We start from the raw sequence: 12,327 nt of genomic DNA, 5'->3' as shown, positions 1-12,327 counted from the left end.
ATGGCCCTTGACGTTGCGCCCGTGGCCCACGGCCGGTGGCACAGTTTCCGTCTGGCCCTTCGGATGGCGCGCCGGGACATCAGCAGGCACCGCGGCCGCTCCCTGCTGATCATCCTGCTGATCCTGCTGCCCGTTGCCGGCATGACCGGTGCCGCGGCCCTGGCGCAAAGCATGCAGGAAACGCCGGCGGAGCGGGTGCAGCACCAGCTCGGCAGCACGCAGGCACGGTTGCGCAGCATGCCCGCCTCGAACGCCGAGACGGTGCAGGATCCCGTGCTTGAGACCGCAACCATGACGCGGAACTTCACCATCGATCCGGACTTCACACCGCGGAATCCGGGGGAGTCCATCCCCGCCGGCTACGAAGTCCTCACCGAAACTCAGCTCACACTCACAGTCAGGGCCCGCGCGTCCCAGGGCGGCGCGTCGGATGTCCCGGTGATGGCCAAGGCCGTCGACGCCCTGAACCCCGCCTTCACCGGCAAATACACCCTTCTGCAGGGCAGGCCCGCCGCCGACCGTGGCGAAATCCTCGCCTCGCCCGGAGCGCTGGAACGCTTCGGGATCCGCGTTGGGGAGAGGCTGACGACGGCGGACGGCACCTTCGCCGTCGTCGGCACCCTCCGGGATGCCACCTACTCGGACGGCAACCCCATACTGTTCCTCAGGCCTGGCCAGGCGGCAATAGGCAGCCCGGCCGTCCAAGGGAGTCCGCTCGGCGAAACGATGTATTACCTCGTGGGTTCAAAACCCGTCACGTGGGAGCAGATCCGTGACCTGAACAGGTCCGGCATCGCGGTGCTGTCCCGCGCCGTGGCACTGAACCCGCCGGTGCGGTCGGGCGCTGCCGCCGGCTCAGGGGCCATGGACGCCGCCGGCTACGTTACCGGCGTGCTGATCGGGGCACTTGCCCTGCTCGAAGTGGGTCTCCTGGCCGGGGCAGCGTTTGCCGTGGGCGCCAAGCGTCAGGTCCGCGAGCTGGCTTTGCTTGCCGCAAGCGGTGCGGAAGCACCCACGGTCCGGGCTGTGGTGACTGCCGCCGGGCTGTGGCTTGGGACTATCGCGGTGGTTGCCGGCGCCCTGCTTGGGGCCGGCGGGGCTGCCGCGGTAGTTGGCGTCGCCAGGCATCTGGGCTCCGTCCGCTTTTCCGGCTTCCACCTGAACATCCTGCCGACTGTTGCAGCCATGGCCATGGGCCTGCTGGCATGTTTCCTGGCCGCTGTGGTTCCCGCCCGGCAGGTTGCGCGGCAGGCGGTGCTCGGCGCCTTGAAGTCGGGCCGCGCGCCGGCTGCATCGGGTCCCTGGCCGGCGCGGGTGGGAGCCCTTCTGCTGGTTGTGGCAATCCTCTGCCTGGCGGCCGGGCGAACGCTGGGGCTGACCGGTGACCTGGATGCCGTGGCTGCCCGCACTCCGCTGCTCGCGGCCCTGCTCACCGGCGGCGCGGTCCTGGCGGTTGCCGCTTTGGTGCTGCTCACCGGGACGTTCGTGAAAATCCTGACCGCACGCACCGCCTGGCTGCCGCTGCCGCTGCGGATGGCCGCCCGTGACTCTGCCAGGAACCGGAGCCGCACGGTGCCCGCGGTGGCGGCAGTCCTCGCCGCCGCAACGCTGGCCAGCGCCGCCATGGTCCTCTCCGCCAGCCAGATGGAGGAGGCGAAGCGCACCCACATGTGGGCTGCGCAGGAGAATCAGGTCTCGCTGCCGCTGGAAACCGCACCTGTCCAATCACCGGGGACGGCCTCAGCCCCGCCCATTGACCCGGCTGCCGTGGCCGGGGCGCTGCAGCGCGAGCTCAGCACCGTGCAGTGGACGCAGGTCCTGAAGGGCCCGGTGCTGAGCCAGTGCGACATGCAGGCGTCCGCCGATGGATCCCGTCCCACCAACAGTGACGGGGTGGACTGCCGGCAATATAGGCTCGCCGTGCCGGCAGGCCAGGAATGTCCTGCCACGCCGCAGGGCCGGGTCCTGGACGGGCAGGACTGGCGGTGCAACGGATCGATGTTCCCCGCCGGCGCCGCAGGCCAGCTTCCGCCTTTGGTCGTTGGCGGCGTCGACGAGCTGCGGGCACTGCTGGGCCGGGAACCCAGCCCTGCCGCGGCGGAGGCACTGAACACTGGCGGAATGGTGGTCAGCAACCCGGTCTTCGAAAAGGACGGGAAAACCACGCTGCAGTCCTATGACGTCCGCCAGCCCGTTCCCGGCCCCGGTTCCGCCGTTGCCTACAAGCCTCTGACCAACACCGTTCTGCCGGCGGCCGTGGACGCGCCGGAGGTTCCGGTCCCGTTCTACGGAGTCATCGCACCGGACACCGCGTCCAGGTTGGGCATCCACGTCGGCAACTCCGTTCTGCTCGCCCAGCTGTCCGCATACCCGGAAGCCGCTGAGCAGGACCGGGCGTCGGCGGCACTGGCACAGGTTTACCGGATCCAGGCCTTGGGCTTCTACGTTGAGCCGGGAGCGGACCGAACCGGGTCTGAACTGCTCTGGCTGATCGTTGGCACCAGCGCTCTCATCACACTCAGCGCCGCAGGCATCACCACGGGCCTGGCGCTCGCCGATGCCCGGGCAGACCACATGACGCTGGCGGGGGTCGGGGCGCCGCCGCGGCTGCGGAAGGCACTGGCCGGTGCGCAGTCCCTCATGACCGCGTCCCTTGGCACCTCGCTGGGAGTGGCCGCCGGGGTGGTGCCCTCAGTCCTCCTCATTGGGGCCACCCGGATGTTTGCAGAGCCCGTCGTCCCGTGGATGCCGCTGCTCGCCCTGCTGGTTGCCGTGCCGCTGACCGGCAGCGCACTGGCCTGGGTCTTCGCCCGTGCCCGGCTGCCGGTGTCCCGGCGGAGTCTCGGCTCCTGACAGCGAAGTCGGCCCCGACAGCCGGCGCGGGCCGGTCGGGGGACAAGCCGGGCGGGAGGACGGCCCGGCAGGCCGTCCGCTCACCGCGGCATCGGGACCGTTCGTCGATTCCCCGGGCAGCACCCCGCAAATGGCCGCAATTGAAGCCATACCCGTTGGTAGGGTGCCCGTGGCACATTCCGTGCCAGCTGGGAATCTCAAGGAGGAGACATGGGCACCATGCCTGAGGACGGGACCCGAACCGCGGCCGAGGAGGACCTGAATCCCGACGCCGACGGATCGCTGCCGCCGGCGTCCGTTGATGACGCGGTCCGCGACGCCGAGGAGCGCAGATGGACCCCCGCAAAGATCGCGATCTGGGTGGCCATCGCACTCCTGGGCGGCGTGGCCTGGTTCATGCTCGCAATCGTCAGGGGCGAAACGGTCAACGCCATCTGGTTCGTGTTTGCCTCGGTGTGCACCTATCTGATCGGCTACCGCTTCTACTCGAAGGTCATTGAGCGGTATCTGCTCAAGCCCGATGACCGCCGCGCAACGCCAGCCGAATACAAGGCCGACGGCAAGGACTACGTCCGCACGGACCGCAACGTCCTCTTCGGGCACCACTTCGCCGCCATCGCCGGAGCCGGCCCGCTCGTCGGGCCGGTCATCGCCGCCCAGATGGGGTATCTTCCCGGCACCATCTGGATCATCATCGGCGTCGTCCTTGCCGGCGCCGTCCAGGACTACCTGGTCATGTTCTTCTCCATGCGCCGCGGCGGCCGTTCCCTCGGCCAGATGGCACGTGAGGAGCTCGGCGTCATCGGCGGTACGGCAGCCCTCGTGGCCACCCTGCTGATCATGGTGATCATCGTCGCGATCCTGGCGCTCGTCGTCGTCAATGCCCTGGGCGAAAGCCCCTGGGGCGTCTTCTCCGTGGGCATGACCATCCCGATCGCGCTTTTCATGGGCGTGTACCTGCGGTACCTGCGTCCGGGCAAGGTTATGGAGGTTTCCATCATCGGCTTCGTGCTGCTCATGGCGGCCATCATCGGCGGCGGCGCCGTGGCAGGCACGGAATGGGGTGCTGCGTTCTTCCACCTGGACAAGGTCACCATCGCGTGGGGCCTCATCGTCTATGGCTTCATCGCTGCCATCCTGCCCGTGTGGCTCCTGCTCGCACCGCGCGACTACCTCTCGACGTTCATGAAGATCGGAGTGATCGCCATGCTCGCCGTGGCCATCATCGTCGTGCGCCCCGAAATCACCGTTCCCGCCTTCAGCGAGTTCGCCGGCCGCGAGAACGGTCCGGTCTTCTCCGGAGCACTGTTCCCGTTCCTGTTCGTCACCATCGCCTGCGGGGCGCTGTCCGGCTTCCACGCCCTGATTTCCTCCGGCACCACACCGAAGCTCATCGAGAAGGAGCGGCAGACCCGCTTCATCGGCTACGGCGGCATGCTGATGGAATCCTTCGTCGCCATCATGGCGCTCGTGGCCGCCATTTCGATCGACCGCGGGATCTACTTCGCCATGAACGCCCCCGCGGCGCTGACCGGAGGAACGGTGGAGACGGCAGCCCAGTGGGTCAACGGACTCGGCCTGGCCGGCGTCAACATCACTCCCGACGTCCTGGCCCAGACCGCCGCCAACGTGGGCGAGGAAAGCATCGTCTCGCGCTCCGGCGGTGCACCGACGCTGGCCGTGGGCCTTGCCCACATCATGCAGCAGTTCATCGGCGGCACCGGCATGATGGCCTTCTGGTACCACTTCGCCATCATGTTCGAGGCTCTGTTCATCCTCACCGCGGTCGACGCCGGAACCCGCGTTGCGCGGTTCATGCTGCAGGATTCGATCGGGAACTTTGCCCCGAAGTTCAAGGAAGCGTCCTGGCGGCCCGGCGCGTGGCTCTGCACGGCGATCATGGTCGGCGCGTGGGGCGCGGTGCTGCTGATGGGCGTCACCGACCCGCTGGGCGGCATCAACACCCTGTTCCCGCTTTTCGGCATCGCCAACCAGTTGCTGGCCGCAATCGCCCTGGCGGTGTGCATGGCCATCGCGGCCAAACGGGGCTCCTTCAGGTACCTGTGGATTGTTGCCGTGCCGCTGGCCTTCACGGCGGTTGTCACCATCACGGCAAGCATCCACAAAATCTTCTCCTCCGTTCCGGCGGTGGGGTACTTCGCCAACAACGCCGCCTTCAGCAAGGCCCTGGCCGACGGGAAGACCTCCTTTGGCACGGCGAAGACCACCGCGGCCATGGAGGCGGTGGTCCGCAACACCATGATCCAGGGCTGGCTGTCCATCATCTTTGTGGTCCTGAGCATCATCGTCATCATCACGGCCGTGGCGGCCACCGTGAAGGCCTTCCGGAACACGGCGGCAGGGATCCCTAACCTCAATAACGAGGACCGGCCACATCCCTCGCGTGTGTACGCACCCGCCGGGCTGATCCCCACTGCCGCCGAACGCGAGCTCATGGCGGAATGGAACAAGTTGCCCGCCGACATGCGTATCGAGCGGGCAGGCCATCACTGATGAGTGCCGGAGCCGGATTGGGCGGCTTGCTGCCCCCGGTAGCGCAAGCCTTCCGCTGCTTCGCACAGTATCTGCAGGGAGTCATGGGGGCTGATGCCTACCGGAAGTACCTGGAGCACCATGCGGCGGCCGGCCACGGCACGCCGCCCATGGACGAGCGAGCGTTCTGGCGGGACCGGACGGACCGGCAGGACACCAACCCGCAGGGCAGGTGCTGCTGACCATGGCTGCTCTGCCGGCCGGATTCGCCGTCCGCAGGATCGGGCCGGCGGATACCGGAGCGCTCATCGCGCTGGCTGCCACGGACAACCTCTTTGACGAGGACCCGGGGACCGCGCCGTCGGGGGAAACAACCCCCGACGGCGCCCGGGACTTCCTCGCCGACCCCTCGGTTCTCTTCTGGCTGGCAGAGGCCGGCGGGCAGACAGTCGGTTTCCTCCACTGCTGCATCCAGCGGCGCCGGACGCCCGGTCCCTGGGCCGAGCTGCTGCTGATGGAGATGGGAACCCACGCCGAGTGTCGCCGCAGGGGTATAGGGCGGGCGCTTATTGCCGAGATGGAGGCCTGGATGAGGGGCAACGGAGTGGCGGAAGTATGGGTTCCGGCCAACACGTACGCCGTAGGCTTCTACCGCAAATGCGGTTTCGCTACGGACGAAGGCGAAATCCTGGTCAAGGAGCTTCATTGACTGGACTCCGTATTCCGGGCCCGTGAGAGTATGAACGCATGAGCGATCCCGAAGACACTCAACCCACCCAGGCAGCCGGTCCGCAGTCCGCCGTCCAGCCCGGCGAGCCTGGCGCTCAGCCCGCAGCCCCGCAGGCCGCGGAGCCTTCCGTGCCGTCTTCCGTGCCGCAGGAGGACGAGGAGCCTGTGGAGGGCACCACCATTGATGCGGGAGCTGGTGACCGCCCCGCGGACGCCGGCAAGCCCAAACATGCCAGCCTGCAGGACCTCGTGGATGAGCCTGCCAAGGTGATGCGGATCGGCACCATGATCCGGCAACTGCTGGAAGAGGTGAAGTCGGCGCCCCTGGACGACGCCGCACGGGGGCGGCTGGCGGAGATCCACGAGCGCTCCATCAAGGAGCTTGAGGACGGCCTTGCACCGGAACTGGTGCAGGAGCTGGAACGGATCAGCCTGCCCTTCCCGGAGAACGGCACGCCGTCTGACGCCGAACTGCGGATCGCCCAGGCCCAGCTGGTGGGTTGGCTCGAAGGCCTGTTCCACGGCATCCAGACGGCGATCGCCGCCCAGCACGCAGCCCGGGAACACACGATGGCCCAGATGCAGCTCCGGCAGCTTCCGCCAGGGACCGTCATTGCCCCCGGCGTCGTCATTGGCGAAAACGGCGAGCCGCAGCGTGCGACGGCGCCCCAGCCTGGCGCCGATCCGCTGCACCCGGGCCGGAAGGAAGATTCCGACCACGGCCCCGGCCAGTACTTGTAGGCCTCTTTGGGATTTTTCACGGCCGCCCTGCAAGGGCGGAAAGACGACGCGGAACTTGGCAAGGGCTTGTGGCGCCGTGCCCATGACCGGTTCCACCGCGGCCTTGACCGGTACCACCAGGTACTCGAGGGCGTGGAGGACGATCAGCTCTATGGAGAGCTGGTCGAAATAGCCAACCAGTTGGCAGGCCTCTCCGGCCGCGTCCGGGAGATCTGCGTTGAGGCGCAGCGGCGGTCACCCAGCGACGGCTTGGATATTCCGCACGCCCTGTCCGGTGTTCACCGCTCCCTGTCAAAGGCGGGCAATTCGCTGGCCGCCACCGCCGAGGCAGCCGCGATGCTCCGGCTCGCCGTGGGGCCTGTGCCCGTTGGCGCGGCCTCCGTCTGGCGCCGGACGGAAACTGTGTTCGAGCAGGTGGCCGACGCCGAGCGGCTCCTTTCGGAGTCCTGACCGCCGTTATTTTCTTTCCGCCGAAATATTCCCCGTGACGCGCCGTTACGCGGCTAGCTTAGCTTCGTCATATTCCGTGCGCCTCAAGTTTGATTGTTGGCAGGATGGACAAATGACTTCTTCACCAACACTGACATTCAATGACGGCAACACCATTCCCCAGCTGGGCTACGGGGTTTGGCAGGTAGAAGACGACGTCGCAGAGAAGGTTGTCTTCCAGGCATTCCAGGCCGGGTTCCGCCACATCGACACGGCCAAGATCTACGGCAACGAATCCGGCGTCGGCCGCGCGATCGCCAGCTCCGGTCTGTCGGCCGAGGAAATTTTCATCACCACCAAGCTGTGGAACGCCGACCAGGGCTACGAATCAACCCTTGCCGCTTTCGAGGAGTCAATGGAGCGCCTGGGCCTTGAAACACTGGACCTCTACCTCATCCACTGGCTCCAGCCCAAGCAGGACAAGTACGTGGACACCTGGAAGGCGCTGATCGAACTTCAGAAGCGCGGCAGGGTCAAGTCCATCGGCGTCTCAAACTTCACGGTCGAAGGCCTCCAGCGGATCATCGACGAGACCGGCGTGGTTCCGGCCATCAACCAGGTGGAACTGCACCCGTACTTCAGCCAGTCGGAACTGCGGGAATTCAATGCCTCCCAGGGCATCCTGACCCAGGCATGGTCTCCGCTGGGCCAGGGCGGCGAGCTCCTCGAGGATCCGATTATTGCGGGCATCGCCCAGAAGCACGACGCCACTGCGGCGCAGGTGGTCATTGCATGGCACCTCGCCATCGGCAACGTCGTCATCCCCAAGTCCGTCACCGAGTCCAGGATCCGTGAGAACTTTGACGCCCTGAACGTCACGCTGGACGCCGAGGACGTTGCAGCCATCAACGGACTGGACCGCACCGCGGAAGGAAGCGGCAGGATCGGCCCGGACCCGGCTGTCTCTGACTTCGCCTAATTCCCAGGTGGCCGCTGAGAGGCCCTGCCACGTCCGCTCAAGCGGACGGGGCGGGGCCTCTCCGTGTTGATCGGGCTCGGCTGTCCGGCCTTGGCTGTTCGGGCTCGGCCGGGCAGGCTTTGCCGGCTTTAGGCGGCGAGCCGTTCCTGCTGGACCGCGACCGCGTCGACGACGGCCCAGCTGTCCTCGCCGGTGATGCTGCGGCCGGCGAATCGCTCTGCCGCCGCCACGGTGTCGAAGACCTCGGTGCGGATCCGACCGCAGTCGGCGTCGAAGTAGGTTACGTGGAACTCCTGATTAATTTCCATGGATCCATCGTGCAACCGGGGTCTGACATTTTTGGCAGTTCAGTCCGGCGTGTTGCGGAGCCGGAGCACACGTTCCTTCGCGAGCACGGCCGATCGCTCGCTTTTCTCCGCTGCCCGGGCATACTGCTTCGCCTCAGCGGCAGCCGTCTCGCGCTCCTTTCGCGCGGCATCGAGTTGGAGTTCCAAGGCCCGGAGCCGCTGCCGTGCCTCGTTGACTTCCGCGGTGAGCTGGTCGAAGGCTGCCGCGGCTTCCTCCTGGGCCTGGGCGCGGCGTGCGGCCTCGTCTGCGGCATCAGCGGCCGCCTCGTCGGCCTCCGCCAGCGCTGCCTGGGCCTTCTCCAGCAGGGACGGCGTGACGGGGCGGGGAACGGTGCGGACAGCCCGGAGGCGGGGCTTTTCGGGCTCGACGGCGTCGGCATCGGTGTCCGTCCGGGCTGCGGCCTTCCGACGCTGGGTCCGGGTGGGCTGACCGGGCGGAGCCGTTGCGGCTGATGGTTCCGGCCGGCGACCTTTCGGTACTTCACCAGAGGGGCGCTGCGTTCCAATGGGCCGCTGCGGGGGGAGGGGCCGCGGCGGGAGCTTGCCGAGAGCGGACGGAACCGCCACGGCGTCACTGACATCAACCTGGTCCACGCCGTCGGCTGACAGCCCGCGGAGCAACAGCCCGCTTTCGACGGCGGCGGCAGCCGCCAGATCCGCAGTGGCGGCCCGCAGTGTCTCCTCCACTTCGGTGGCAACTGCGCCGCTGATCTTCCGGCCCTGCCTCTCGGCCGCGAGCCGTGCTTCACCAACCGCAGTGCCGAGGAGCTTCCGCCGTTCCTTGGCGAGTTCCCTCAGGGCTGCGGCATCGAGTGAAGCCTGGGCTTCCTGCATGGTCTGTCCGAGAGTCCTGAGCTGCTGAACGGCGTCGGGGCTGTGATGCGCCAGCATGTTGACGGTCCAGGCGGCCACCGAAGGCTTCGGCAGGGCCCGGATCGCCTGGGCAAGGGGCTTGTCGGAGGCGGCGGCCTCCTTGACGGCGGCAGTGCGGGCGGCAACGAAATCGTCGAAGGGAAGCGCGTACAGGGCCTGGGCGGCGCGCTCCAGTTCCTCCTCCATGACAGCCATCATATGTTTCGACGTGCAGGTTTCAGCATCCCCTCCCACGGGGGGCGTTCCGACGGGACGCGCTCCGCCGGGCATGGTTCCGCTCTAGTGGGCCGTTAGTCTGCCGCCATGACCGCTCTGCCACCTGTCCAGCAGGTGGTGATACATCCTGAGGACAGCTCTGTAGAGGCCAACGGCCATTGCATTGATGAGCAGAACAATCACCTGCGCGGCGCCGGCAACGAGCAGAAGCAGGCCAAGAATAGCGATGGCCGGCAGGAACATAAGAAAAACGGCTATAGCTACGGCGATATAGCCGAGGGCGTAGTTGACGATTGTCGCCTGGTCCACTGGAATCCCACCACAACCAACTCAATGACTCCGGATGCTGCGTTCCCCTCTGCAGCTAGGGTGATGTGGTCCCCGGCTGCTTCTGCAGCCGGGGACCACTTAGCGGGAATAGGATCCGCACGCTGATGATGCTGCACCTGCGCATTCTGCGCTGTGGCGTTCTCTATAAGCTCACCGCCCGATAAGCAGCTTTGCGTTTACCGGTATCCCGTCCCGGTCCATGAGGCGTTGACTTGCTGCCGGGGACCCCTCCTTGACCTCAGTTTCCGATGCTGGCTGATACCGATTTTTATAGCACCGCCCCACAGGGCCTGACAAGAGAATTTTCGGGGCACGGGCCGTAGGTGCTTGCCAGCTACTAAGCATGCTGATTAACTCATCTCTATAGCTGGTGCCACACCCGCGGTACCTGTCTGGTGGAAAGGAAAGTGCGTCATGGGAATTCTTGGATTTCTCCTGCTCGGTCTGATTGCGGGGGCCATTGCAAAAGCCATTCTTCCCGGGAGGCAGGGCGGCGGTTGGATTGTCACCCTCGTCTTGGGTGTCGTTGGGGCTATCCTCGGCGGCTGGATCGGTTCGCTGATCTTCGGTGGTGGCTTGGGCGACTTCTTCGACCTTAGGACCTGGCTGTTGTCCATCCTCGGAGCTGTCATCGTGTTGCTGATCTACGGCGCCGTCACACGCAGAAGCCGGGTCTAACCTAATTTCATAGCACAAGGATCTGCACGTGGGGCCGGCCCTAACAAGGGCCGGCCCCACTGGTTCCCGCGTTTCCGCGGCCAAGCGGGGTCGCTGGGAGCGGCGATACCGATCGAGTGAACAGTGTCGATCGAAAGAACACTCGGGGGGAAGGGCTCGCGGCCGGTTGGGAGGTGCGCATGACGTACGCTGCGGAGGATTGGACGATACGCCGTCAGGTCATCGACGTCATTATCGAAGTTCTTTCTGGGGTTGCCACGGGGCCCGACGTACGCACCAGCCTGCTGCGCCACCTCGAGGAAAACCCGGGCAATCCGGAAAAGGCCCTGCTGGCCCACCTGTCGGACCGGAGCATCGCCGACGACGTTGCGTAGCGGCTTCTGGTTAGAAACAGGGGGCTACCGCCGCGCCTGAGTGCGCCGCGCAGCGCAAACCCGGCGGCACAGGCCACAAAAGACCCGGGTACCCCAGGCAGCCACCGTGAACGAGCAGCCGGTTCTCAGGACCAGAAATCGGCTGCTTTGGCGGTGTCCTCCGGAAATTCGTATACCTCGCGGACTTTGCCGTCTTTTAGCGCGAAGACAATGACGGTCCGTAAGTCGATGGCTGCGCCGTTGCGTTGCGCATGCACCCTCTGGAAGCCAACGGTGTGGTTTTCCCCGCCGATCAGATCATCCAAGTCGACTTTAATTGTGCCGTCGGACCGTGAGAACAGTTCGCCGAAGTAGGCGAGGATGGCGTCCAGGCCCTGCTTGTCACCCGACAGGCCGCCGCTTCCTCCCAGATGCCAGACGGCGTCCTCCGTGAACAGGCTGCGAAGACTGTCCATGTCACCTGCACCGAACGCTTCGTAACCCCGCCGCACCAAATCAGCGTCTTCTTGGGTTCCCATTTCGCCACCTCACCGTCGTCATTGTCGGATCCCAGCGAGGCAAGGTTAAGCCCGCGCGGGGATGATGTCGATGGTCATTTGGGTGCCCGCGTCCAGGCTTGCAACGTCAGCGTCTCCTGGGAGTTCGAAACCTTGGCACTTATCCATTCACGCAGTGAAAATCGCAGTAAATTTTCTCCATCGAACGGCTGTTCCGTCAGTTTGGCCCCTACGATGGGCTCGTCTCATAACTTAGAACCCGTGGGGGGGAAACCATGAGCTATCAGCAATATCCACAGCCGCAGGCCTATCAGGCGGGAGCGGGCGAACCGCCACTTTGGGCACCGTACTACGGGGCGCCTTTCCCGGTAGCAGTCCGCCGGTTCTTCAAGAAGTACGCCACGTTCTCGGGCCGGGCCAGCCGGAGCGAGTACTGGTGGTGGGTGCTCGTCGCGGCCGTGGTCGGCATCATCATCAACATCATCACGGCCGCTGGGGGTTCGGCGGGAGCAACTGTCGCCGCCAACGGTACTGCAGTGCCCGGTCCGGGTGCCACGGTGGGCCTCATCCTGGCAATCATCTGGGGACTGGCAACCATTGTGCCTTCCCTGGCCTTGACTGTGCGGCGCCTGCACGATGTGAACCTGAGCGGCTGGCTTGTGCTGCTGGGTCTCGTACCGTTCCTTGGAGCCATAGCACTGCTGGTCCTGACCATCCTGCCGTCCAAGCCCGAAGGGCAGCGGTTCGACGTGCCGACGGCCTGAATCCAGGGCATTTCCGTAAGGAGC

Annotated in this window: 14 protein-coding genes; 10 read left to right on the top strand and 4 right to left on the bottom strand. The window is 66.1% G+C overall.

Features of this window, described 5'->3' with window-relative positions:
• The 7 genes from AC57BR_RS03195 to AC57BR_RS03165 all read left to right on the top strand — a co-directional run bounded on the left by AC57BR_RS03195 (position 1) and on the right by AC57BR_RS03165 (position 8,224).
• A complete protein-coding gene (locus AC57BR_RS03195) occupies positions 1 to 2,853 on the top strand; it encodes an FtsX-like permease family protein (protein WP_496358317.1) in 2,853 nt (950 codons plus the stop codon).
• A 219-nt stretch (positions 2,854 to 3,072) separates the two neighbouring features.
• Complete coding sequence (locus tag AC57BR_RS03190; RefSeq protein WP_496358548.1) at positions 3,073 to 5,367, top strand: carbon starvation CstA family protein; 2,295 nt, start codon at positions 3,073 to 3,075, stop codon at positions 5,365 to 5,367.
• Complete coding sequence (locus tag AC57BR_RS03185) at positions 5,367 to 5,588, top strand: YbdD/YjiX family protein (RefSeq protein ID WP_496358316.1); 222 nt, start codon at positions 5,367 to 5,369, stop codon at positions 5,586 to 5,588. The genes AC57BR_RS03190 and AC57BR_RS03185 overlap by 1 nt, the downstream gene beginning before the upstream one ends.
• Before the next feature lie 2 nt (positions 5,589 to 5,590).
• Positions 5,591 to 6,055 (top strand): GNAT family N-acetyltransferase, encoded by a 465-nt coding sequence (locus AC57BR_RS03180; protein ID WP_496358315.1) that lies wholly within the window; start codon positions 5,591 to 5,593, stop codon positions 6,053 to 6,055.
• A 38-nt stretch (positions 6,056 to 6,093) separates the two neighbouring features.
• Complete coding sequence (locus tag AC57BR_RS03175; RefSeq protein ID WP_496358314.1) at positions 6,094 to 6,816, top strand: bacterial proteasome activator family protein; 723 nt, start codon at positions 6,094 to 6,096, stop codon at positions 6,814 to 6,816.
• A gap of 6 nt (positions 6,817 to 6,822) precedes the next feature.
• The gene (locus AC57BR_RS03170; RefSeq protein WP_496358313.1) at positions 6,823 to 7,266 is read left to right on the top strand and encodes a hypothetical protein; all 444 of its coding nucleotides are present in this window, start codon (positions 6,823 to 6,825) and stop codon (positions 7,264 to 7,266) included.
• Positions 7,267 to 7,378: 112 nt separating this feature from the next.
• Positions 7,379 to 8,224, top strand: coding sequence for an aldo/keto reductase (locus AC57BR_RS03165; RefSeq protein WP_496358312.1), 846 nt, complete (start codon positions 7,379 to 7,381; stop codon positions 8,222 to 8,224).
• A 128-nt stretch (positions 8,225 to 8,352) separates the two neighbouring features.
• Here AC57BR_RS03165 and AC57BR_RS03160 read toward each other — a convergent pair whose 3' ends face one another.
• The 3 genes from AC57BR_RS03160 to AC57BR_RS03150 all read right to left on the bottom strand — a co-directional run bounded on the left by AC57BR_RS03160 (position 8,353) and on the right by AC57BR_RS03150 (position 9,969).
• Complete coding sequence (locus tag AC57BR_RS03160; RefSeq protein WP_496358311.1) at positions 8,353 to 8,532, bottom strand: hypothetical protein; 180 nt, start codon at positions 8,530 to 8,532, stop codon at positions 8,353 to 8,355.
• A gap of 39 nt (positions 8,533 to 8,571) precedes the next feature.
• Positions 8,572 to 9,630 carry a hypothetical protein gene (locus tag AC57BR_RS03155; RefSeq protein WP_496358310.1) on the bottom strand — a complete coding sequence of 353 codons (1,059 nt, stop codon included), beginning with the start codon at positions 9,628 to 9,630 and terminating at the stop codon, positions 8,572 to 8,574.
• A gap of 93 nt (positions 9,631 to 9,723) precedes the next feature.
• Positions 9,724 to 9,969, bottom strand: a complete 246-nt coding sequence (locus AC57BR_RS03150; RefSeq protein WP_496358309.1) for a hypothetical protein — start codon at positions 9,967 to 9,969, stop codon at positions 9,724 to 9,726.
• Positions 9,970 to 10,404: 435 nt separating this feature from the next.
• On the opposite strand from AC57BR_RS03150, the gene AC57BR_RS03145 reads away from it, so the two are divergent.
• Together AC57BR_RS03145 and AC57BR_RS03140 are read left to right on the top strand one after the other, a co-directional pair.
• Positions 10,405 to 10,668: a GlsB/YeaQ/YmgE family stress response membrane protein gene (locus AC57BR_RS03145; RefSeq protein WP_003801204.1), complete on the top strand. Its 264-nt coding sequence runs from the start codon at positions 10,405 to 10,407 to the stop codon at positions 10,666 to 10,668.
• Positions 10,669 to 10,847: 179 nt separating this feature from the next.
• A complete protein-coding gene (locus AC57BR_RS03140; RefSeq protein WP_496358308.1) occupies positions 10,848 to 11,042 on the top strand; it encodes a hypothetical protein in 195 nt (64 codons plus the stop codon).
• Positions 11,043 to 11,167: 125 nt separating this feature from the next.
• Here the strand turns inward: AC57BR_RS03140 and AC57BR_RS03135 are convergent, their stop codons facing one another.
• The gene (locus tag AC57BR_RS03135; RefSeq protein WP_496358307.1) at positions 11,168 to 11,560 is read right to left on the bottom strand and encodes a nuclear transport factor 2 family protein; all 393 of its coding nucleotides are present in this window, start codon (positions 11,558 to 11,560) and stop codon (positions 11,168 to 11,170) included.
• 254 nt (positions 11,561 to 11,814) lie between these two features.
• Between AC57BR_RS03135 and AC57BR_RS03130 the strand changes: the two genes are divergently transcribed.
• On the top strand, positions 11,815 to 12,303 hold the full coding sequence (locus AC57BR_RS03130) for a DUF805 domain-containing protein (protein ID WP_496358306.1): 489 nt from the start codon (positions 11,815 to 11,817) through the stop codon (positions 12,301 to 12,303).
• The last annotated feature ends 24 nt before the right edge of the window (positions 12,304 to 12,327 follow it).

The sequence above is a fragment of the Arthrobacter sp. BGA-UO-ETr-C19 genome (genome assembly GCF_059568005.1).
Note: the sequence above shows the minus strand (reverse complement) of the source record. Positions and strands in the feature narration are given on the sequence as shown.

Bases quoted from the DNA above. Each gene is read 5' to 3' on its own strand.
- AC57BR_RS03195 (WP_496358317.1), top strand. From the start codon at position 1: ATGGCCCTTGACGTTGCGCCCGTGGCCCACGGCCGGTGGCACAGTTTC.
- AC57BR_RS03180 (WP_496358315.1), top strand. From the start codon at position 5,591: ATGGCTGCTCTGCCGGCCGGATTCGCCGTCCGCAGGATCGGGCCGGCG.
- AC57BR_RS03185 (WP_496358316.1), top strand. From the start codon at position 5,367: ATGAGTGCCGGAGCCGGATTGGGCGGCTTGCTGCCCCCGGTAGCGCAA.
- AC57BR_RS03155 (WP_496358310.1), bottom strand. From the start codon at position 9,630: ATGGAGGAGGAACTGGAGCGCGCCGCCCAGGCCCTGTACGCGCTTCCC.
- AC57BR_RS03190 (WP_496358548.1), top strand. From the start codon at position 3,073: ATGCCTGAGGACGGGACCCGAACCGCGGCCGAGGAGGACCTGAATCCC.
- AC57BR_RS03165 (WP_496358312.1), top strand. From the start codon at position 7,379: ATGACTTCTTCACCAACACTGACATTCAATGACGGCAACACCATTCCC.
- AC57BR_RS03130 (WP_496358306.1), top strand. From the start codon at position 11,815: ATGAGCTATCAGCAATATCCACAGCCGCAGGCCTATCAGGCGGGAGCG.
- AC57BR_RS03140 (WP_496358308.1), top strand. From the start codon at position 10,848: ATGACGTACGCTGCGGAGGATTGGACGATACGCCGTCAGGTCATCGAC.
- AC57BR_RS03160 (WP_496358311.1), bottom strand. From the start codon at position 8,532: ATGGAAATTAATCAGGAGTTCCACGTAACCTACTTCGACGCCGACTGC.
- AC57BR_RS03145 (WP_003801204.1), top strand. From the start codon at position 10,405: ATGGGAATTCTTGGATTTCTCCTGCTCGGTCTGATTGCGGGGGCCATT.
- AC57BR_RS03135 (WP_496358307.1), bottom strand. From the start codon at position 11,560: ATGGGAACCCAAGAAGACGCTGATTTGGTGCGGCGGGGTTACGAAGCG.
- AC57BR_RS03175 (WP_496358314.1), top strand. From the start codon at position 6,094: ATGAGCGATCCCGAAGACACTCAACCCACCCAGGCAGCCGGTCCGCAG.